At 59.9% G+C, this 20,299-nt stretch carries 17 protein-coding genes and 1 pseudogene; 14 read left to right on the top strand and 4 right to left on the bottom strand.

Annotated elements, in window-relative coordinates; translation table 11 throughout:
* Window positions 1-53 precede the first annotated feature (53 nt).
* The 6 genes from infB to ACUY3D_RS04765 all read left to right on the top strand — a co-directional run bounded on the left by infB (window position 54) and on the right by ACUY3D_RS04765 (window position 7,163).
* Window positions 54-2,774 (top strand): translation initiation factor IF-2, encoded by a 2,721-nt coding sequence (gene infB / locus ACUY3D_RS04790; RefSeq protein ID WP_448240429.1) that lies wholly within the window; start codon window positions 54-56, stop codon window positions 2,772-2,774.
* 150 nt (window positions 2,775-2,924) lie between these two features.
* On the top strand, window positions 2,925-3,368 hold the full coding sequence (gene rbfA / locus ACUY3D_RS04785; protein WP_448240428.1) for a 30S ribosome-binding factor RbfA: 444 nt from the start codon (window positions 2,925-2,927) through the stop codon (window positions 3,366-3,368).
* Window positions 3,369-4,331 carry a DHH family phosphoesterase gene (locus ACUY3D_RS04780; RefSeq protein WP_448240427.1) on the top strand — a complete coding sequence of 321 codons (963 nt, stop codon included), beginning with the start codon at window positions 3,369-3,371 and terminating at the stop codon, window positions 4,329-4,331.
* Window positions 4,332-5,630, top strand: a complete 1,299-nt coding sequence (locus ACUY3D_RS04775) for an MATE family efflux transporter (protein WP_448240426.1) — start codon at window positions 4,332-4,334, stop codon at window positions 5,628-5,630.
* A gap of 44 nt (window positions 5,631-5,674) precedes the next feature.
* Entirely contained in the window at window positions 5,675-6,496 is an 822-nt protein-coding gene (locus ACUY3D_RS04770) for a metallophosphoesterase family protein (RefSeq protein ID WP_448240425.1), read from the top strand.
* A complete protein-coding gene (locus ACUY3D_RS04765; protein WP_448240424.1) occupies window positions 6,489-7,163 on the top strand; it encodes a 4'-phosphopantetheinyl transferase family protein in 675 nt (224 codons plus the stop codon). Before ACUY3D_RS04770 ends, ACUY3D_RS04765 begins: the two co-directional genes overlap by 8 nt.
* Here the strand turns inward: ACUY3D_RS04765 and truB are convergent.
* Entirely contained in the window at window positions 7,160-8,053 is an 894-nt protein-coding gene (gene truB, locus ACUY3D_RS04760; RefSeq protein WP_448240423.1) for a tRNA pseudouridine(55) synthase TruB, read from the bottom strand. The genes ACUY3D_RS04765 and truB overlap by 4 nt on opposite strands.
* 37 nt (window positions 8,054-8,090) lie before the next feature.
* On the opposite strand from truB, the gene ACUY3D_RS04755 reads away from it, so the two are divergent.
* From ACUY3D_RS04755 to ACUY3D_RS04740, 4 genes are all read left to right on the top strand, one after another.
* Window positions 8,091-9,071, top strand: coding sequence for a bifunctional riboflavin kinase/FAD synthetase (locus ACUY3D_RS04755; RefSeq protein WP_448240422.1), 981 nt, complete (start codon window positions 8,091-8,093; stop codon window positions 9,069-9,071).
* Window positions 9,072-9,989, top strand: coding sequence for a nucleoside hydrolase (locus ACUY3D_RS04750; protein ID WP_448240421.1), 918 nt, complete (start codon window positions 9,072-9,074; stop codon window positions 9,987-9,989).
* Between the two features lie 80 nt (window positions 9,990-10,069).
* Window positions 10,070-10,339 (top strand): 30S ribosomal protein S15, encoded by a 270-nt coding sequence (gene rpsO / locus ACUY3D_RS04745; RefSeq protein WP_010190317.1) that lies wholly within the window; start codon window positions 10,070-10,072, stop codon window positions 10,337-10,339.
* Between the two features lie 141 nt (window positions 10,340-10,480).
* On the top strand, window positions 10,481-12,751 hold the full coding sequence (locus ACUY3D_RS04740; protein ID WP_448240420.1) for a polyribonucleotide nucleotidyltransferase: 2,271 nt from the start codon (window positions 10,481-10,483) through the stop codon (window positions 12,749-12,751).
* 90 nt (window positions 12,752-12,841) lie between these two features.
* On the opposite strand, the gene ACUY3D_RS04735 is transcribed toward ACUY3D_RS04740, so the two are convergent.
* The 3 genes and pseudogenes from ACUY3D_RS04735 to ACUY3D_RS04725 all read right to left on the bottom strand — a co-directional run bounded on the left by ACUY3D_RS04735 (window position 12,842) and on the right by ACUY3D_RS04725 (window position 15,414).
* Entirely contained in the window at window positions 12,842-13,501 is a 660-nt protein-coding gene (locus tag ACUY3D_RS04735; RefSeq protein ID WP_448240419.1) for an AMIN-like domain-containing (lipo)protein, read from the bottom strand.
* Window positions 13,502-13,511: 10 nt separating this feature from the next.
* A pseudogene (locus ACUY3D_RS04730) lies at window positions 13,512-13,900 on the bottom strand (VOC family protein).
* Between the two features lie 224 nt (window positions 13,901-14,124).
* The gene (locus tag ACUY3D_RS04725) at window positions 14,125-15,414 is read right to left on the bottom strand and encodes an HNH endonuclease signature motif containing protein (RefSeq protein WP_448240418.1); all 1,290 of its coding nucleotides are present in this window, start codon (window positions 15,412-15,414) and stop codon (window positions 14,125-14,127) included.
* 307 nt (window positions 15,415-15,721) lie between these two features.
* Here ACUY3D_RS04725 and dapB point away from each other — a divergent pair, with 307 nt between their 5' ends.
* The 4 genes from dapB (at window position 15,722) to ACUY3D_RS04705 (ending at window position 20,269) form a co-directional block, all read left to right on the top strand.
* The gene (dapB, locus tag ACUY3D_RS04720; RefSeq protein WP_448240417.1) at window positions 15,722-16,468 is read left to right on the top strand and encodes a 4-hydroxy-tetrahydrodipicolinate reductase; all 747 of its coding nucleotides are present in this window, start codon (window positions 15,722-15,724) and stop codon (window positions 16,466-16,468) included.
* Window positions 16,468-17,217 (top strand): FAD-dependent thymidylate synthase, encoded by a 750-nt coding sequence (gene thyX, locus ACUY3D_RS04715; protein ID WP_448240416.1) that lies wholly within the window; start codon window positions 16,468-16,470, stop codon window positions 17,215-17,217. The genes dapB and thyX overlap by 1 nt, the downstream gene beginning before the upstream one ends.
* Window positions 17,218-17,288: 71 nt before the next feature.
* Window positions 17,289-18,197: a 4-hydroxy-tetrahydrodipicolinate synthase gene (gene dapA / locus ACUY3D_RS04710; protein ID WP_448240415.1), complete on the top strand. Its 909-nt coding sequence runs from the start codon at window positions 17,289-17,291 to the stop codon at window positions 18,195-18,197.
* A 2-nt stretch (window positions 18,198-18,199) separates the two neighbouring features.
* Window positions 18,200-20,269: a ribonuclease J gene (locus ACUY3D_RS04705; protein WP_448240414.1), complete on the top strand. Its 2,070-nt coding sequence runs from the start codon at window positions 18,200-18,202 to the stop codon at window positions 20,267-20,269.
* The last annotated feature ends 30 nt before the right edge of the window (window positions 20,270-20,299 follow it).

The raw sequence follows: 20,299 nt of genomic DNA, 5'->3' as shown, positions 1-20,299 counted from the left end.
GGTCAAGCCGTGTTCCGCGGCCTTGGCTCCTAGAAAGATTAAAGAGGAGACAAGTGCCCGGAAAGCTACGTGTACACGAGTTGGCAAAGCAGCTCGGTGTAACCAGCAAGGAACTGCTCGCCACGCTGAAGGAACAAGGCGAGTTCGTCAAGACCGCATCCTCGACCATCGAACCGCCGGTGATCAAGAAGATGCGCGCACACTATGAAGCAAAGGGCGGCAACGACAAGCCCGCAGACAAGAAGGCGTCTGCAGCCACCCCCGCTTCCGCCGCCAAGAAATCTGCTGCCAAGAAGACTGCAGAGGCGAAGCCGGCTGATAAGAAGCCAGCAGCCACGCCAAAGCCTGGTCCGAAGCCGGGCGGCGCCCCCAAGCCAGGGGCTGCCCCCAAGCCGGGTGCTGCTCCGAAGCCAGGCGGTGCCCCGAAGCCGGGCGGCGCTCCCAAGCCCGGAGCACAGCGCAAGGGTGGCGAACGCGCTGTTACCCCGCGTTCTATGCCGAAGCCTGGCGGTACCCGCCGCGTGGCCAATAACCCGTTCTCCACGGGTAGCTCCAGCGATCGACCCAGCCCAGGGCCGCGCCCGGGCGGCAGCAAGGGTCAGCGCTCTGGCGGCAAGCCTGGAGATAACCGCGGTGGTAAGGGCGGCGCACGCCCGCAGGGCGATGGCAACCGCGGCGGTGGACGTCGTCCTTCGCCAGCGATGATGCCTTCGCATCCGAATCCGGCCAGCATGCCATCGAAGGCCGCAGGTAGCGGCGGTGGCGGTCGCGGCCGTGGCGGCCGCGGTGGTGGTCCAGGCCACGGCGGTCCAGGCCACGGAGGTTTCCGTGGTGGACGCGGCGGACGCCGCGGTGGCACCGCTGGTGCTTTCGGACGTCCCGGTGGCGCACCGCGTCGCGGAAAGAAGTCGAAGCGTCAGAAGCGCCATGAGTTTGAAGAGCAGCAGAAGCATGAGGTAGGCGGCGTACGCTTGCCTGATGGCGGCGGTAAGGTTGTTCGCCTTCGCCGCGGTGCTTCCCTGGCTGACTTCGCCGAGAAGATTGGTGCGGATCCCGCAGCATTGGTGCAGGCGCTCTTCAACCTCGGTGAGATGGTGACTGCTACGGCCTCCGTATCTGAGGACACCCTTCAGCTCTTGGGCTCGGAGATCAATTACGAGGTCCAGGTTGTCTCCCCTGAGGATGAGGACCGCGAGCTGCTCGAGTCCTTCGACCTGCAATTCGGTGAGGACGAGGGCGGCGAAGAAGCCCTTGAGAAGCGCCCGCCAGTCGTGACCGTGATGGGTCACGTTGACCACGGTAAGACCCGCCTTCTGGATACCATCCGTAAGACCAACGAAGGTGCGGGCGAGGCCGGCGGTATTACGCAGGGCATCGGTGCTTACCAAACTACGGTGGACGTTGAAGACGGTCCGCGCACCATCACCTTCCTGGATACCCCGGGTCACGAGGCGTTTACCGCCATGCGTGCCCGCGGTGCTAAGTCCACCGACTTGGCCATCCTGGTGGTTGCTGCCGATGACGGCGTGATGCCGCAGACCATCGAGGCAATCAACCACGCGAAGGCAGCGGATATCCCTGTGGTCGTCGCGGTGAACAAGATTGATAAGCCGGAAGCTTCCCCTGACAAGATCCGTGGTCAGCTCACTGAGTACGGCCTTGTTCCGGAGGAGTACGGCGGCGACACGATGTTCGTGGACATTTCTGCGAAGAACAACATCAACATCGACGACCTGCTCGAGGCTGTCATCCTGACCGCGGACGCTTCCCTCGAGCTCACCGCTAACCCGGACATGGACGCGCAGGGTTCTGCCATCGAGGCTCACCTTGACCGCGGTCGAGGCCCGGTGGCGACGGTCATCATCCAGCGCGGTACGCTGCGCATTGGTGATTCCATCGTGGTCGGCGATGCCCACGGCCGCGTGCGTCGTATGCTCGATGAATTCGGTAACGATGTGGAAGAAGCCGGTCCGTCCCGTCCGGTCCAGGTGCAGGGCCTCAATGGCGTGCCAGGTGCCGGCGATAACCTCTTGGTTGTTGAGGACGACCGCGTGGCTCGCCAGATCGCCGCACAGCGCGATGCTCGCAAGCGCTCCGCCCTGCAGGCGAAGGCGCGCAAGCGCGTATCCCTCGAGGATCTGGATGCAGTGCTCAAGGAAACCTCGACGCTCAACCTCATCCTCAAGGGCGACAACGCCGGTTCCGTCGAGGCACTGGAAGATGCCCTTCTGGATATCGAGGTCGACGACGAGGTACAGCTCAACATCATCGACCGCGGTGTCGGTGCGGTGACGCAGACCAACGTCACCCTGGCTGCTGCTTCCGACGCCGTCATCATCGCCTTCAACGTCCGCGCTGAGGGTAAGGCCACCGAGGAGGCCAACGCCGAGGGCGTTGATATCCGCTACTACACGGTGATTTACCGTGCTATCGAAGAGGTTGAGGCAGCGCTGAAGGGCATGCTCAAGCCCATCTACGAGGAGCGCGACACCGGTGCAGCGGAGATCCGCGCGCTGTTCAAGTCCTCCGCGGTCGGCACCATTGCCGGTTGTATGGTCACCGAGGGCAAGGTCAAGCGCAACGGCAAGGTGCGCCTCGTGCGCGACGGAAACGTCATTACTTCCGATGCCAAGATCGAGTCCCTGCGCCACGAAAAGGATGACGCCAACGAGATTAACGCCGGATACGAGTGCGGTATGGTTCTGTCCTACCCGGACATCCAGGTAGGCGATATCATTCAGGCCTACGAAGAGGTCGAGGTTCCGCGCGACTAGCCGCACCTGAGTTCTTCACTTAGTAGCAGAGCTCAGATACTAAAGCCCAGCCAGTTAATATTCTGGCTGGGCTTTAGTCGTTTCGGCCGAACGGCGTCGAATCGGTATCCTAGACTAGTTGCCAGTAACCGTACGCAAAGGAGCTTCACCATGGTTGATCACGCACGCGCCGCACGCATGGCTAAGCGCATTCGGACAATCGTTGCGAGTGCGATTGAACGCCAGATTAAGGATCGCCGCCTAGAGCTGGTTACCATCACAGATGCCCGCGTTACGGGTGACCTGCATGATGCCACCGTGTATTACACGGTGCGCGGAACGGATATTGATTCCGAGCCGAATTTTGACCAAGCGGCCGAAGCTCTTACGAGGGCCAAGGGCCAATTGCGCAAGATCGTGGGTGATGAGCTGTCCGTTCGCTTTACCCCGACGTTGTCTTTTGAGCTCGATACCGTTCCTGAAGCCTCCGCTCACATGGAGGATGTGCTTGCACGCGCACGCGCACGCGATGCGGAGCTGGCCAAGCTGAAGGAAGGCGCGAAGCCGGCGGGGGATGCGAACCCGTATAAGACCTCGGATGAGGAAGAAGACTAAGTGTCACGAACCAACTACGAAGCCGCAGTTGATGCGCTGGTCCAGGCCAGCAGCATTTGCATCATTACCCACTTGCGCCCCGACGCCGACGCGGTTGGCTCAGCGGCGGCCCTCACGTTGGCGCTTCGCCAGCGCGGTAAGCAGACCCGCACCGTGATTGGCCAGCGCCGAGACATTTCCGCCAACCTGTTTTCCATTCCCACCGTGGATGAAATCGAGTTGGTAGATGAGCTCCCGCAGGGCTATGACCTCTATGTCACTGTGGACTGCGGATCGATCGACCGGACCGGGTCGGTAGCACAGGGTATTGAGGAGATGGCGGCCGTTGGACGCGTCCTGTGTATTGATCACCACGCTTCGAACGACGGCTTTGGTGCGATCAATGTTGTGGATCCGGTATGCGAGTCCACCACGGTGGTGTTGCTCGATATCTTAGATAGGCTGTCCATCCAGATTGATCGCGTCATCGCGCACTGTCTGTACGCGGGGCTAGTGACCGACACAGGTAACTTCCGGTGGGGCCGCCCAGCGATGCACGATATCGCCGCGCGCCTGATGCTCTATGGGCTCGATACCAAGCAGATCGCGTTGGAGCTTATGGATGCCAGCACCGCCGATGACCTGCAGATGATCGGTCGCGTCCTCTCCGGCCTCAGAATCGAAGCAGCAGGAGAGCACCGCCTCGCTGTCCTCTTCGTGCCGCATGAGGAAGTCAGTAGGCATGCGGATTCAGCGATTGAGTCCTTCGTCGATTATGTCCGCGCCCTGAAAGGCACAGACATCGGGGTTGTGTTCAAGGAGCAGGCCCCCGAAGTGTGGGCGGTGTCTTTGCGCTCCTCAGTAGTGAACTGCGCCGAGGTGGCCCTCACTTTTGGCGGAGGAGGCCATATTCCAGCCGCCGGCTATACCGCGCACGGCACGCCTGAGGAGGTTATTGCGCAGCTGGTAGGTGTGTTGTCCTAAATGGCTTCCGAGCAACCAGTCAAGGTTTCTGCGGCGGAAGTCTTCCGCCTCGCTGTGCCCGCTTTGGGTGTTTTAGCGGCCATGCCGCTGTATTTGCTTCTGGACACCGCGGTAGTGGGGCGGTTAGGCGCGCAGGATCTGGCCTCGCTGGGAGCTGCGGCCACGATCCATTCGGTGGTCACTACCCAGCTGACCTTCCTGTCCTATGGCACAACCGCGCGTGCTTCGCGTCTGTTCGGTGCAGGCAAACGTGAGGAAGCCGTAGCCGAAGGCGTTCAGGCCACCTGGGTTGCCGTCGGCGTTGGGCTGGTCCTGGCGATCCTTATGTGGCTCTTCGCCGGGGTCTTTGCCTCTTGGCTAACCGGCAACCCCGAAACGGCGAAGGGGACCGCGCAGTGGCTGCGCATCGCCGCCATCGCGATTCCCTTTACCCTTATCACCATGGCCGGCAACGGTTGGATGCGAGGTGTTCAAGACACCCGCAAGCCCTTGTACTTCACCCTTGCCGGTATGATTCCTGGCGCTATTGCAGTGCCCATTTTTGTCCACGCGTGGGGGTTGCAGGGATCGGCTTTAGCCACGGTGCTGGGGATGGGAATCATCGCGGCATTCTTCCTATGGGAACTGCGTCGTGAGCATACCGGCTCGTGGGAAGTCCGCTGGCGCGTCGTACGCCGACAGCTCGTACTGGGGCGCGATCTCATTGTGCGTTCGCTGAGTTTTCAAGTGGCCTTTCTATCCGCAGCAGCTGTGGCTTCGCGCATCGGAACCGCACAACTGGCTGCGCATCAAATCTTGATGCAGTTGTGGAACTTCTTGTCCCTTGTGCTGGATTCACTGGCAATCGCCGCCCAGGCCTTGACCGGCGCGGCGCTGGGTGCAGGCTCAGCGCGCTATGCCCGCACGGTGGGTAGAAAGGTGACGCTCTACTCGACGTCCTTCTCCCTTGGGCTTGCTGTGATTCTTGCGCTGGGTTCCGGTATCATCCCGCGGATCTTCACCACGAGCCCGGAAGTCCTCGAGGTGATCTCCGGGCCTTGGTGGGTTATGACGTTCCTCGTCATCATCGGCGGGGTGGTCTTCGCCTTGGACGGTGTTCTCCTCGGCGCTGGGGATGCAGCGTTTCTTCGCACGCTGACCTTGGCGTCGGTACTTCTAGGCTTCCTTCCCGGCGTCTGGTTGGCTTTTGCTCTCGGCACCGGGCTCAGCGGAGTATGGGGCGGGATTGCCGCGTTCATCTTCATCCGCATGGTGGGCGTCGTCTGGCGCTTTCGCTCAATGCGCTGGGCGCGGGTCTAAGCCTGTGGTAGAAGTAGAGGGAATGTTCGTGTGAAGGAGGCATTATGACCACTCTGTGGGCCGTCTCCGATCTCCACGCGGCGGTGCGCGTCAACGGTGAGCGCATCGATGAACTCGTGCCACCGAATCCCCATGACTGGTTGATTGTCGCAGGAGACGTCGCCGAGCGCATTGACCTGGTGATCAACACCTTGGCGCGGCTGAAGAACCGCTATGCCACCGTCATTTGGGTGCCCGGCAACCATGAGCTCTTTTCTCGGGGACAGGATGCATTTAAAGGCCGATCGAAGTACGACCGGCTTGTTGAAGGCTGCCGTGAGATCGGCGTGATTACCCCAGAGGATCCTTTTCCGGTCTTCGGAGGGGTGACCGTCGTCCCGCTGTTTACGCTGTACGATTACAGCTTTCGTCCGCCAGGCACCACGGTCGAACAAGAGCTTGCGAGCGCAAAGCAAAAGCAAATCGTTATGACTGATGAATTTGCCATCGCCCCCTTTGTCGATGTGCGTGCGTGGTGCTGGGATCGACTGGCCTATTCAATTAAGCGTCTGTCACGGGTGGAAGGGGAGACCGTCCTCATCAATCACTGGCCATTAGTCCAGGAGCCGACCCTCTACTTGCGCTGGCCCGAAGTGGCATTGTGGTGCGGTACCCGCCACACGCGTGCGTGGCCGCGACGTTACAACGCCAAAGCCGTGGTCTATGGACATCTTCACATGCCAAACCGAGCCAATATCGACGGCGTGGACCACATCGAGGTTTCGCTAGGGTATCCGCGTGAATGGCAAGCACACGGAGGTCTTCAACCGTGGCCGTATCCGGTGCTCACCATCGATGAGAAGACAGGGAGGGCCGAGCATGCTTGAGCCTTCCCTCTTTCCGGAGTCTGCGCGCTACTGCTACGTGCGCACGGATGAGTCGATGACTAATCTCCTCAATTTCCATCACCTATCCCCAGAAGAGCGCGCTGTGGTCTCGCAGGCCGTGGACATCCGCAAATCGGAATTCGGGGATGCCCGCTGGTGTGCTCACCGGGCGCTGAAGGAGCTTAACTACACCGGAGACGAACCGATTTTGCGCGGTGAGCGGGGCATGCCGCTGTGGCCGGAGGGCTACACGGGATCGATGACGCACACCGAGGGGCTGCGCGCAGCGGTAGCAGCGCCCACCACACACGTACGCTCGATGGGACTCGATGCCGAACCCGCGGAGCCCTTGCCGGAACACGTGCTGACGATGATCGCCCGGCCAGGGGAGATGCCGCAGCTATCCCGCCTCCGCGCAGCGGGCATCTCATGCCCGGACCGCCTGTTGTTTTGCGCGAAGGAAGCCACCTACAAGACGTGGTTCCCCATGACACGGCGGTGGCTCGATTTCGATCAGGCCGAAATCGACTTGCGCCTCGACGGAACTTTAGTCTCCTACCTCCTAGCGCGACCGACCCCAGTGCCGTTCATTACCGGCCACTGGATCATTCGGGACGGCTATGTCATCGTCGCTGCCGCGGTCCCGGCGCTCAACTTTGAGGACTAAAGAGTGGAGGGGCGAGCGACAAAAACCGTGGCCAGGCGCTTGCCCTTCTCTTTGATCAGAGCGACAGATCGGCCCTGCGGATCGACGGCCGCGTAGGTGCCTTTCAACCCACGCGGCTCCAGCCACTTACCCATGGCCAAGGCCTGGGCTTCGTCATCGGTGACCTCCAAGACCGGATAGCTACGGGCGAGCGCCTCGTCGAGGCTCAAGGACAGCTTCGGGGAGGCTTCGAGGGCGTCGAGGGGGAGGGCGTCGTCAAGCGTAAAAGGCCCTACCTCCGTGCGGCGCAGCGCGGTGAGATGGCCGCCGACGCCGAGCGCTTCCCCCAAATCCCGAGCCAGCGAGCGGATGTAGGTGCCCGAAGAACAGGCCACCGACACGTCCAGATCAATGAACTCTCCGGTGCGCCGCGTATCGAGGATATCGAAGCGGCTGACCGTGACCGGGCGCGCTGGAATCTCAACCTCTTCGCCCGCCCGCACCCGTTCGTGGGCACGCTTGCCATCGATTTTGATCGCGGACACCGCTGCCGGACGCTGCATAATATCGCCGGTCAAGGCAGCGACCTCGTGTGCAATGGCTGAATCCTCTATGGCGTCCGCCGATGCGCCCCACGTGCTTTCCCCCTCCGCGTCGTCGGTGTGGGTCGCCATGCCCAGCCGGATCGTGGCGTCGTAGGCCTTGGTGGAGGCCACCATGTGGGCGAGGAACTTGGTGCCGCGTTCAATGCCCACGACGAGCACCCCCGTGGCCATGGGATCAAGCGTGCCTGCGTGGCCCACTTTGCGGGTGTGGAAGAAGCGGCGGAGTTTTCCCACGACGTCGTGCGAGGTCATGCCGGCGGGTTTATCCACGACGACGAGTCCGGAGCGTTCGAGCGGATCAGTCATGCCCTGCAGTCTAGGGCACTGTCTGTTGTGGGATAGCATGGTGCCCGTGGATATTTGGTACGGAATCGATAGCATCCCCGCTGACCTCGGTCCGACGTCGGTGACGATTGGCGTCTTCGACGGCCTGCACCGGGGCCACCAGCAGCTCGTGACGAAGGCAGTCGAGCACGCGCGCAATAATGACCAGCGCGCCGTCATGGTGACCTTCGATCCGCACCCTGTGTCCGTCTTCTTGCCGGAGCGCGCGCCGTTGTCCGTGATTACGTTTGAGCGCCGCATGCAGCTGGCGGAAGAGATGGGCATCGAAGCCGTGCTCGTCATCGACTTCACTGAGGAACTCCGGGGCGTTGAGCCACGCGAGTACGTGACAGACCTCCTTGTGGGGCGCTTGCACGCAGAACACGTCGTGGTGGGGGAGAACTTCACGTTCGGCGCGGGCGCGGCCGGCACGGCGGAGTCCTTGGCGGAATTTGGCGCCGAGTTCGGCTTCGGCGTTGACATCGTGCCCTTGCTTGACGACGACGGTGAGCGCATCTGCTCCACCAACATCCGCGCCGCTCTTGCCAAGGGCGATATTGCGCGTGCGAATTGGGCGCTGGGGCGTCATTTTACGGTGACTGGGCCCGTCGTGCGTGGTGCGGGGCGCGGTGGAAAGGAACTGGGTTTCCCAACCGCCAACCAGTACTTCCCGGAATCTGTCGCCATCCCAGCCGATGGCGTCTACGCGGGCTGGTTCGTGGTCGAGCCCACCGGCGCCCCTTTGGAAGGCGATATGGAGCCCGGCGTTCCTTATCCAGCGGCCATTTCGGTGGGCACGAACCCCACCTTCGGCGACGAGGAGCGCTCTGTGGAGTCCTTCGTGTTGGACCGCGATGCCGACCTCTACGGCCACGAGGCCACCGTGCATTTTGTCGATCACGTTCGCGACATGGAGAAATTCAACTCCGTTGAGGAGCTCCTAGCGGCTATGGAGCGCGACGTCGCCCGAGTCTGTGACATCCTTGCTCGCGAGGCCTAAATGAAGATCATCCTCGACCTCGACACCGGAATCGACGATGCCCTTGCGCTCGCCTATGCCATAGCGCACCCCGACCTCGAATTGATCGGGGTCACGGGCACCTATGGCAACGTTCCGGTGGCGTTGGGCGTGCGCAACACGCTGGCGTTGCTCGAGCTTCTCGACGCCGAAGATGTCCCCGTCTTCACCGGCCCGACGCGGCCGGGCTTTAGCGTTGCCCCCATTTCAGCTTTCATCCATGGCCGCAATGGCCTTGGGGAAGTACTTCTGCCTCCGCCGCGCCGCAAGGCATACGAGGATGCAGTGGGCTTTCTTGTCCGTTCGGTCCGGGAGCATGGTGAGGATCTGGTCATTGTGCCGACGGGGCCGTCGACAAGCATCGCAGCCGCCATGCGCAAAGACCCGGACTTTGCCCGCAACGCACGCATCGTGATGATGGGCGGCGCACTGACCGTGCCCGGGAACGTCACTCCTTATGCCGAGGCCAACGTCTTCCAGGATCCCCAAGCCACGGACTATGTTTTCCGCCATGCCTGTGACCTCACCATGGTGGGGCTCGATGTCACGCTACGCACGTTGCTCACCACGGAGCAGACGAAGCAGTGGCGAGGAACACGGACGGGCAAGATTTACGCGGACATTGTGGATTACTACATCCGCGCCTACAAAACGACCTCCCCGCACCTCGGCGGTTGTGGGCTCCACGATCCCTTGGCGGTAGCAGTGGCAGCCGATCCTTCGCTGGTCACATGCCTCGACCTTAATCTGCGGTGTGAGGATAATGGGCGCACCATCGGTGACCCGGAACGCCTGGATAACCCCACCACCCGCGTGGCCGTTGCTGTCGACGACGCGCGCTTCGTCGAGGATTTGATGTCGAAGCTGGGAAGCCTCTATACTTCTACTTCGGCTTGCTGACTGCGGTCCACAGTAGTCACGGGCAGCGCCTTTTAGGCGCAACATTTCATGTGGACTGAAATACAATAGGAGATTTTTTCATGGCTTTGAGCACCGAGAAGAAGGCTGAAATCCTTAAGGAGTACGGCCTGCACGAGACCGACACCGGCTCCCCGGAGGCACAGGTTGCGCTGTTGACGTCCCGCATCAACAACCTGACCGAGCACCTCAAGGATCACAAGCACGATCACCACTCCCGTCGTGGTCTGCTGCTCATGGTTGGTCGCCGTCGTGGCCTGCTGAAGTACCTGGCCGCTAACGACGTTGATCGTTACCGCGACCTGATTTCTCGCCTGGGTCTGCGCCGCTAAGCGTTCGACATTTCAGCCCCCGCACCTAGCGTGCGGGGGTTTTCTTATCTCATCTGCTAAAATCCTTGGGCGTTGTCAGAAAACATCGAAGAAGAGGCGGCACCGAAGATCGCCATGACAGCTCCAAGGAGAGTCACATACATGAGCGCTAAGAACGCTAAGAATCAATCGAACAACTCCGTCGAGTTTCTTATCGACGACGATTACGGCATCACCGAGGCCATTGCCACCCTCGACAATGGTGACTTTGGCACCCGTACTATCCGGTTTGAGACGGGCCAGCTGGCTCGCCAAGCCGGTGGCTCCGTGACCACCTACCTGGACGAGGACACCATGCTGCTGTCCACGACCACCGCTTCCAACCAGCCGCGTGAGGGCTTCGACTTCTTCCCGCTGACCGTGGACGTCGAGGAGCGCATGTACGCCGCCGGCAAGATCCCGGGTTCCTTCTTCCGTCGTGAGGGTCGTCCCTCTACTGAGGCGATTCTGGCCTGCCGCCTCATTGACCGTCCGCTGCGCCCGACCTTCGTGAAGGGCCTGCGCAACGAGGTCCAGGTCGTCGTCACCGTGCTTTCCATGGACCCGGAGGAGTACTACGACGTCGTCGCCATCAATGGTGCTTCTGCCTCCACCCAGCTTTCCGGTTTGCCGGTTTCTGGCCCGGTGGGTGGCGTGCGCATGGCACTGATTGCCGATGACAAGCACCCGAAGGGTCAGTGGGTGGCCTTCCCGAACAACGAGCAGCACGAGCGCGCCCTGTTTGAGATGGTCGTGGCTGGCCGCATTGTGCAGAAGGGGCGCAAGGACGACGTCGCCATCATGATGGTGGAGGCGGGTGCCGGCGTGAACGTGGCCGAGCGCATCAAGGAAGGTGCTCCGGCTCCGCAGGAATCCACCGTGGCTGAGGGCCTTGAGGCTGCCAAGCCTTTCATCAAGACCCTGTGTGAGGCACAGGCAGGTCTGGCCGAGCGCGCCGCCAAGGAGACCCAGGAATTCCCGCTCTTCCCGGCCTATGGGGATGATGTCTACGCTGCTGTCGAAAAGGCTGCATCCAAGAAGCTGGAGAAGTTGCTTACCATCCCGGGCAAGCAGGACCGCGACGATGCCACCAATGACTACATGGAGCAGGTCGAGGCAAAGCTCATCGAAAACTTTGATGACCTCGACGAGGCCGATGCATCCAAGCAGATTCGCAATGCTTTCAATGCAGTGATGAAGGCAATCGTCCGCAACAAGATCCTCACTGAAGGATTCCGCATCGATGGCCGTGGTGTGACCGATATTCGCGACCTCGGCGTTGAGGTTGATCTCGTTCCGCGCGCCCATGGATCCTCCCTCTTTGAGCGCGGTGAGACCCAGATTCTGGGTGTAACTACGCTGGACATGCTCAAGATGGAACAGCAGATCGACTCCCTGACCCCAGTCGAGTCCAAGCGTTACATGCACCACTACAACTTCCCGCCGTATTCCACCGGCGAGACCGGCCGCGTGGGGTCCCCGAAGCGCCGCGAAATCGGCCACGGTGCTCTGGCTGAGCGCGCCCTGCTGCCGGTTATCCCGTCCCGTGAGGACTTCCCTTATGCCATCCGCCAGGTTTCTGAGGCCCTCGGCTCCAACGGCTCGACCTCGATGGGCTCCGTCTGTGCGTCCACCCTTTCCCTGTACAACGCGGGCGTTCCGCTGAAGGCGCCGGTGGCAGGTATCGCCATGGGCCTCGTTTCTGGTGAGGTCAATGGCAAGGAAAAGTTCGTGGCGCTCACCGATATCCTCGGCGCTGAGGACGCTTTCGGAGATATGGACTTCAAGGTCGCTGGCACCTCCGAGTTCATCACCGCTCTGCAGCTGGACACCAAGCTGGATGGCATTCCTTCGCACGTGCTTGCCGACGCCCTCGAACAGGCCCGCGACGCCCGTGCCGCCATCCTCGACACCATGGCTGAGGTCATCGAAGGCCCTGACGAGATGTCTGGACTTGCGCCGCGCATTACCTCGGTGACTATCCCGGTGAACAAGATTGGTGAGCTCATTGGCCCGAAGGGCAAGACCATCAACGCCATCACTGAGGAAACTGGCGCCGATGTCTCCATCGAGGAAGACGGCACTGTGTATATCTCTGCCGCTACCGGTGAAGCCGCTGAGGCAGCCATTGAGCGAGTGAATGGCATCGCTAACCCGCAGCTACCTAAGGTTGGTGAGCGTTTCCTCGGCACCGTGGTAAAGACCGTGGCCTTTGGTGCCTTCGTCTCCCTGACTCCGGGTCGTGACGGCCTGGTGCACATCTCGAAGCTGGGCGGAGACGAGCGCATTGAAAAGGTCGAAGACGTCGTCAACGTCGGTGACAAGATTCAGGTCGAAATTGCCGACATTGATAATCGCGGCAAGATCTCCCTGGTTCCGGTTGAGGAGGACTAATCCTCAGATCACCTAGGAACTACTAGGACGAGGGCCCTGCCACATAGCTTTTAACTAGCTGAGGCAGGGCCCTTAGCGTTGCCGTGGCCGCTAATCTTGGAAGTCGAGTACCAAGCGCTTGGGGTGCTCAAGGAAAGTCACCGAATACGGTGTCTTCTTGTGTAGGCCAATGATCAATTGGGTTTGTGCCTCGAATGAGGTGGTGTATACGACCTCCCTCACCACACCAGTACCGGGAGTAGTTCCCGGCTTCATAAATTTTTCTTCAAGCTGGGGAGTGGAAGGCCACGGGGTGCCTTCGATTCCCAGGTTGAGAAAAGCGTTTCCTTTCACCTCGACTGGGTGGCCTGAAGCCTGTTGATGAGGGCTGTCGGTAAATGCCGTGAACCATCCCGGCTCACCTTCTCCTTCGAGATCAACGACCACCCGCGTGAAACCGTCGTGACCGCCTACGCGCACACCTGTCGGGGTGAGGTTGCCCAGCCGCGCTGGCATGTTGTGCTGGTCATCGAGCGCGGCCGTCCCCATTCCCGCAAAGGCAGCAACATTGGCGTCCTGCTGCGAGGGTGCATCCTGCGTGTCAGTGGGCGGCGGCTCCGGCCCATCGATAGCAGCGGAGCTAGACGGAATTGCACTGAACTGCGGCGCCGGAGTCGTGTCTGACCCACGTTCCGCGCATGCAGTTAGAGGCATTACGCATACAGCGCTAACGGCTGTGATGATAGCGACTGAAGAAGGTAAGTGTGACATTCTTTATTCTCTATTTCTTGAGCTGTACCAGTTGGATGAGGTTTCCTACGGTGTCATCGAAGACAGCGATGATGGAGGGGCCGACGTCGGTAGGCACCATAGTGAAATGCACTCCCTTTCAGTGAGCTCGCTATATTCCCTCTCCACGTCTGCGGATAGGAACTGGGTGACAGGGAAACCGTCAGCCTTGAGTGCTGCTGTGTAGTCCCTGGCCGCGGAATGGGCCTTGGGCTCGAGCAGGAGCTCCGTATTTCCTTGACCTTCAGCATTGGTCACCGTGAGCCACCGAAAGTCTCCGTGGGTTACATCGTCCTTGACTCGAAAGCCGAGCGTATTGACATAGAAGTCGTGCGCGCGAGCAACGACATCGACAGGTACTGAAGCAATGTAGATCTGCAATCACTCCATGTAAACGAGCATGACGAAACCTCGCCGGCCGCCCTGCCAGCAGTCAGGGAGACCTGACTAGGGCTGAGTGATACAGTCGTCGTTCTTTTCGACGGTGGGCCGGGGTGGGTTCTTTGGTTCTGTCCTTTCGGTTGTTTGGGGTGGTGTCGTTGTTTGATTCGACGAGGGTCCGGTCCCCTTGTTCTTCGTCATCGCCGTCGTTTGATTCGACGGGTTTAGAAGGGGATGTCGTCGCCGTCGGTGTCGGTATGGGGTTCGGCTTCGGCTTCGGCTTTGGCTTTGGCTTTGGCTTTTGCTTGTTGTTGTGCGTAGTCGTCGAGTTCTTGCTTGAGGTGTTGGGCTTCTTCACGCACACGTTTCCTGGTGGCGGTGATGTGTTGGGCTACGGTTTGTGCCCAGCGTTTTTGCTTTGGTGCTAGTGGCCCGTCGGCTTCGGTAATAGTCCAGGTGCCGTCTTCATATAGCCAGATGACATCCCCGCTGTAGGGGTCCAGCAGGTATTTTAAGGTGCCATCAGTTTTCATGTTGTGGTGTCCTTGGCATAAGCATGCCAGGTTCTTCGGGTGGGTTGGCCCGCCTTCAGCCCAGTTGTGCCGGTGATCCAACTGGCTTAGAAAAGCAGGCTCGCCGCATCCGCCGACCCGGCAGGTCCCATCACGGCCTTCGACATGTTTGCGCATGACAACACCGGGCTGGTAGCCATCTGCTTCGGGGATATCTCCGGTTAAATCCCGCATCTTGTCATGCGGCATAGCCTCAGCCCGCCAGCCGAAGCCTTCAATAAAGGTCGGTGCATCCTCAATGTCGCAGGCTTGGTAGGTGTGAAGGATAACGGTGGCTGGTGGTTTTATCTCGCCGCTTAAGAGTTTGATGACTGCCTCAGGGACAGTGATGTTTTCTTTAGCGGCGGTCTGGTGAATGAAGGCATCGAGTTTAATGCCGGTGTCTTCTTCGACCTGGAGTTCCAGCCAGGCTGACGTACCGTTAGAAGAAAAGCAGTACGTATCTTTAGGCCGGGTATCGCGAAATGCGATGGAATCATCCAGGGTTTTACAAAGGTCGCGGACTTTACGCCTGATTTGACTGCGCGTGGGAAAAGCCTGATTCGGTTTAGAAGGGGTGAAGAAGTCGGCCAGGATAGTGTCGATAAAATCCAGGGTTTCCTCAGTTAAGCCGGTTAGCGCTGACATGGGTTGATCGATAGCGATGAGGGACTCAATATCCAGCAGGCACAGGGTGTCTTGTATGGCTTTGACTTTCGGCAGGCTATCAAGCCGGTGGATGGCACGCAGGCCTGCTTTGATGTGGCCTTCCGGCAGTGACCAGGCAGCCACTAGGGATAAAGCGGTGGTGTTGATATCAGCTTGCAGGCTAGGCATAGCACCCACCCAGGTGTTGTAGATAGCTCGGCGTGCTGCCGCGCGGGCTATAGCGTGTGGATTATTCGGATTCGTCGTCGAGAAGAAGAAAGAGGAGGTTGAAGGGTGTGCGGCGGTGGTGGTCATGGTATCTCCCCCGAGAAACATGAGTTAGAAGAAATGTTCTAATCATGATTCTACCGGCACGCACCACACATGGCCATAGCCAGCAATAAATTCGTGTCAAGCCGTCACTACAAACGGGGGTAGGCGTGTCAAATTAGATTGGATGTGCGATATAACTGTGGCAGGTCAGTAAAACTGACTAAACGCAAGTGAACTACGCAATTGGTCGAGGCTTATGGTGGCCTTCTCCGCCCTGTCCCAGGCCCTACCGGCGACGGGGATAGACTGGGCACAGCTAACCGTATAAACACGTATGAAGGGATTGTGAATGACTATCAAGGTGGGTGTCCTTGGCGCTAAGGGCCGCGTGGGGCAGGCAATCGTGGAAGGCGTCAACGCTGCAGAAGATCTAGAGCTTGTCGCTGAAATTGATCGCGAAACCCCGCTGGAGAAACTAGTCGAAGCAGGCGCCGAGGTTGCCGTCGACTTCACTCAGCCCGCATCGGTTATGGGTAATCTCGAGTTTTGTATTGCCAATGGAATCCATGCTGTTGTCGGCACCACGGGCTTCGACGAGGAGCGGCTCGCCAAGGTAGAGGAGTGGACTAAGAAGGAGGGCGCTGGCAACGTTCTCATCGCTCCAAACTTTGCTGTCTCAGCTGTATTGACCATGGTGTTTGCCGCTCAAGCGGCGAAGTTCTTTGATAGCGCCGAGGTCGTTGAATACCACCACCCGAACAAGCTTGACGCGCCGTCCGGCACGGCGGTTCATACTGCGCAAGGAATCGCGAAGGCTCGCCAGGAAGCCGGCTTGGACGCTATGCCGGATAAGACCGAACAGTCCCTTGACGGTGCGCGAGGTGCAGACGTTGATGGCGTCCACGTCCATGCAGTCCGCATGCAGGGAATGGTGGCGCATGAAGAGGTAATCTTCGGTACCCAAGGACAATCCCTGACCATCCGCCAGGATTCCTATGACCGCTCTTCCTTTACTCCCGGTGTCCTGCTGGGTGTTCGAGAAATCGCGTCCCATCCAGGCTTGACCGTGGGGCTTGAGAAGTACCTGGGGCTGTAATGGCGAGGGTTTCTGAGCTTGATGTCCAGCTTATTGCCGCAACCGCTTTCCACGCGCCGCGAGGAGTGGATTGGAAGGCGGACGAGGGGGCGTCGGAAAGCGAGGCTTTAGTCGAGTTTGCTGGGCGTGCCTGTTATGAGTCCTTCGACAAGCCGAATCCCCGTACCGCCTCAAACCAGGCCTATCTGCACCACATTCTGGAGGTAGGCCACGATGCATTGCTGGAGCATGCCACGGCGACGCTATATATAAGAGGGTTGTCGCGCTCGGCAACACATGAGTTGGTACGCCACCGGCACTTTTCCTTCTCTCAGCTTTCACAACGCTTCGTGCATTCTGAGGAAGCAGAGGTAGTGCTGCCCAAGTTCATCGCAGAGGATGAACAGCTAACGCGGTTGACCCTGCAGGCGGCCGATGAAGCGAGGTTTGTTTACGAGGAGCTCCTTGACGCCCTCGAGTCCAAACTGGATGAGGAGCCAAATGCATTGCTGCGTAAGAAGCAGGCGCGGCAGGCAGCGCGTGCGGTTTTGCCCAATCTCACAGAGTCCCGCATAGTAGTGACCGGCAACTACCGGGCCTGGCGCCACTTTATCGGTGCTCGGGCAACCGAGCAGGCTGATACTGAGATGCGCCAATTGGCCGTGACATGCTTGAAGCTGTTGAGAGAGCAATCGCCGGTGCTTTTCGACGACTTCCACATCACCACTTTGTCCGACGGGACCGAAATGGCTTCGAGCCCGTACGCTTAAAGGCTTTGCAGGAGACTCGCGCACGACCCCGATGCGGCCAATAGGGGCGAAAGCGGGTAATCTTGACGCCTATGAGCACAGGTATGACAGCACAGACAGGCGTCGACACCTTCGGACGCGTAGGCGTAGCTATGGTCACTCCATTTGACCAGGATGGCGCCTTGGACGTGCCCGCTGGCCGTCGCCTGGCAGCTCATCTGGTTGATAACGGTATTGATTCACTCATTTTGGCTGGGACCACGGGTGAGTCACCGACGACGTCGTTGGATGAGAAACTGGAGCTGTTTGCAGCTGTAAAGGAAGAGGTAGGCAGTCGCGCTAAGTTGTGTGCGGGAGCGGGAACCAATAACACCGCCACCAGCATTTCAGCAGCGCGCGCTTTCGCTGATGCGGGAGCAGACAGTCTCTTGGTTGTAACTCCGTATTACTCCAAGCCTTCCCAAGCCGGTGTGTATGCGCACTTTAGCGCTGTCGCTGACGCCGTGGACCTCCCCATTTGTCTGTATGACATCCCTGGCCGCTCGGGCATTCCGATTGAGACGGAGACCCTTCTTCGCCTCGCGGAAGTGCCGAACATCAAGGCCGTCAAGGACGCCAAGGGCGATCTTGTAGCGGCTGCACCGCTTATCCAGGAAACCGGATTGGCATGGTACTCCGGAGATGACGGGCTGAACTTGCCGTGGCTGGCCCTCGGTGCTTCAGGCGTTATTTCCGTGATTGGTCATATTGCTCCGCGTGCCCTGGCTGATCTCTACGTGGCCTTCGACGAAGGTGATATCGCACGTGCACGTGAGATCAACGCGAAAACTTTGTCCCCGCTCGTCGAGGTGCAAGGCCGCCTCGGAGGAGCAACTCTTGTTAAAGCTGCCCTGCGCCTGCAGGGCATTGAAGTTGGAGAACCTCGTCTCCCGGTTTCCGCGGCTGACGCGGATGAGGTTGAGGTTCTCCGTCACGATTTGGAAAAGGCTGGAGTCCTTTAAGAATGACTGAATCCCGTAACCGTTCCCGCAAGGTGACCCGTAAGGCGGGTCCGCCTTCGGAGACCGAGACCGCCTCGAATGAGGCGGCTTCGCCGGTTTTCCAAGCGCCGAAGGAATCGACTGCTTCCGGCGCATCCTCTAAGGAGTCTGGAAACTCTGAAGACGGCAACCGTCGTTCCCGTTCTCGTGGTTCCCGTGGCGGCCGTGGTCGCGGCCGCGGCGGCAACAATAACCACAACAACGGCAATAACAACAACGGTGGTCGCAACAACCGCAATCGCAACAACAACCGCGGCCGTCGCAACGTACCTAAGTCCATGCAGGGCGCGGATCTGACCAAGCGTCTGCCGGAGCCGCCGAAGCAGCAGAAGGATTCTCTGCGTATCTATGCCCTGGGTGGTATTTCCGAGATCGGTCGAAACATGACCGTCTTCGAGTACCAGGATGAGATGCTCATCATCGACTGTGGTGTGCTCTTCCCGTCCTCCGGTGAGCCGGGCGTGGACCTGATTCTCCCGGATTTTGGTCCGATTGAGAAGAAGATTCACAAGGTCAAGGCACTCGTCGTAACCCACGCGCACGAGGACCACATTGGTGCTATCCCGTGGCTGCTGAAGCTGCGCCCGGATATCCCGATTGTGGCATCCCGCTTCACCATCGCGTTGATTGCTGCCAAGTGTAAGGAGCACCGCCAGAAGCCGAAGTTCGTTGAGGTCAACGAGAAGTCCGATGTGAACTACGGTCCGTTCCGCTGCCGTTTCTGGGCAGTGAACCACTCCGTCCCGGATGCACTTGGCGTCATGCTGGGTACCCCGGCCGGCAACATCATCCACACCGGTGATATCAAGCTGGACCAGACCCCGCTGGATAACCGCCCGACGGACCTGCCGGCCCTGTCGCGCTACGGCGACGAAGGCGTGGACCTCATGCTGTGTGACTCCACCAACGCCAACATTCCGGGTGTGTCCGCCTCTGAGGGTGATATTCCGGCAACGTTTAAGCGCCTGGTTTCTGGGGCAAAGCAGCGCGTGATCATCGCCTCCTTCGCCTCGAACGTCTACCGCGTGCAGGCGGCTATCGACGCCGCCGTGGCTGCCGGCCGCAAGGTTGCCTTCAACGGTCGCTCCATGATGCGCAACATGGAAATCGCGGAGAAGATGGGCTTCCTCAAGGTGCCGCGCGGCACCATCATCCCGATCGATGAGGCAGCCAAGATGGCTCCGCACAAGGTGCTGCTCATCACCACCGGTACCCAGGGCGAGCCGATGGCGGCGCTGTCTCGCATGGCCCGCCGCGAGCACCGCCAGATCACGGTCCGCGATGGTGACCTCATCATCTTCTCCTCCTCCCTGATTCCGGGTAACGAGGAAGCCGTGTTTGGCGTTATCAACATGCTGTCCCAGATTGGCGCTGAGGTCATCACGAACAAGGAAGCTAAGGTCCACGCCTCCGGCCACGGTTATGGTGGCGAGCTGCTCTTCCTTTACAACGCTGCACGCCCGAAGAACGCGATGCCGGTGCACGGCGAGTGGCGCCACCTCCGCGCCAACAAGGAGCTGGCTATTTCTACCGGTGTGGCCCGCGACCGCGTGGTCTTGGCTCAGAACGGCGTTGTCGTCGATCTGCGCAATGGCCGTGCCGAGGTCGTCGGCCAGATCCCTGTGGGCAACCTCTACGTCGACGGTGTGTCCATGGGCGATGTCGACGCAGATACCCTGGCGGACCGCACGAACCTGGGCGCTGGCGGTGTCGTGTCCATCACCTGTGTCATCGATAACCGCACGTCGCGCCTGCTTGAGCATCCGACGGTGTCTACGACGGGCTTCTCTGACGATGACCGCGGTATCGTGCCTGAGGTCGCCGAGATGGTGGAGAACACCATGAATGATCTCGCGGCTGAGGGCGAGAACGATACCTACCGCATGGTGCAGAAGCTGCGCCGCAAGGTCTCGAAGCTCATGGACTCCAAGTACAAGCGCGAGCCGGTGATTCTACCGACCATCGTCCCGACGAACTCGGATATCTTGATACCCGACGACGACGAAGTTCACGCTTCCCGCGAATCGCTTTAAAGTTGAGGCCACAAGCGCCCCAGTGTTCCC

This window comes from Corynebacterium guaraldiae (assembly GCF_053480195.1).
This window is presented reverse-complemented; position numbering and strand designations above follow the sequence as displayed.

Excerpts from the sequence above, each read along its gene's own strand:
- thyX (WP_448240416.1), top strand. The coding sequence starts at position 16,468 with ATGGCGAGGGTTTCTGAGCTTGATGTCCAGCTTATTGCCGCAACCGCT.
- ACUY3D_RS04725 (WP_448240418.1), bottom strand. The coding sequence starts at position 15,414 with ATGACCACCACCGCCGCACACCCTTCAACCTCCTCTTTCTTCTTCTCG.
- ACUY3D_RS04735 (WP_448240419.1), bottom strand. The coding sequence starts at position 13,501 with ATGTCACACTTACCTTCTTCAGTCGCTATCATCACAGCCGTTAGCGCT.
- ACUY3D_RS04740 (WP_448240420.1), top strand. The coding sequence starts at position 10,481 with ATGAGCGCTAAGAACGCTAAGAATCAATCGAACAACTCCGTCGAGTTT.
- rbfA (WP_448240428.1), top strand. The coding sequence starts at position 2,925 with ATGGTTGATCACGCACGCGCCGCACGCATGGCTAAGCGCATTCGGACA.
- truB (WP_448240423.1), bottom strand. The coding sequence starts at position 8,053 with ATGACTGATCCGCTCGAACGCTCCGGACTCGTCGTCGTGGATAAACCC.
- rpsO (WP_010190317.1), top strand. The coding sequence starts at position 10,070 with ATGGCTTTGAGCACCGAGAAGAAGGCTGAAATCCTTAAGGAGTACGGC.
- ACUY3D_RS04705 (WP_448240414.1), top strand. The coding sequence starts at position 18,200 with ATGACTGAATCCCGTAACCGTTCCCGCAAGGTGACCCGTAAGGCGGGT.
- ACUY3D_RS04765 (WP_448240424.1), top strand. The coding sequence starts at position 6,489 with ATGCTTGAGCCTTCCCTCTTTCCGGAGTCTGCGCGCTACTGCTACGTG.
- dapB (WP_448240417.1), top strand. The coding sequence starts at position 15,722 with ATGACTATCAAGGTGGGTGTCCTTGGCGCTAAGGGCCGCGTGGGGCAG.
- ACUY3D_RS04750 (WP_448240421.1), top strand. The coding sequence starts at position 9,072 with ATGAAGATCATCCTCGACCTCGACACCGGAATCGACGATGCCCTTGCG.
- ACUY3D_RS04775 (WP_448240426.1), top strand. The coding sequence starts at position 4,332 with ATGGCTTCCGAGCAACCAGTCAAGGTTTCTGCGGCGGAAGTCTTCCGC.
- dapA (WP_448240415.1), top strand. The coding sequence starts at position 17,289 with ATGAGCACAGGTATGACAGCACAGACAGGCGTCGACACCTTCGGACGC.
- ACUY3D_RS04755 (WP_448240422.1), top strand. The coding sequence starts at position 8,091 with ATGGTGCCCGTGGATATTTGGTACGGAATCGATAGCATCCCCGCTGAC.
- ACUY3D_RS04770 (WP_448240425.1), top strand. The coding sequence starts at position 5,675 with ATGACCACTCTGTGGGCCGTCTCCGATCTCCACGCGGCGGTGCGCGTC.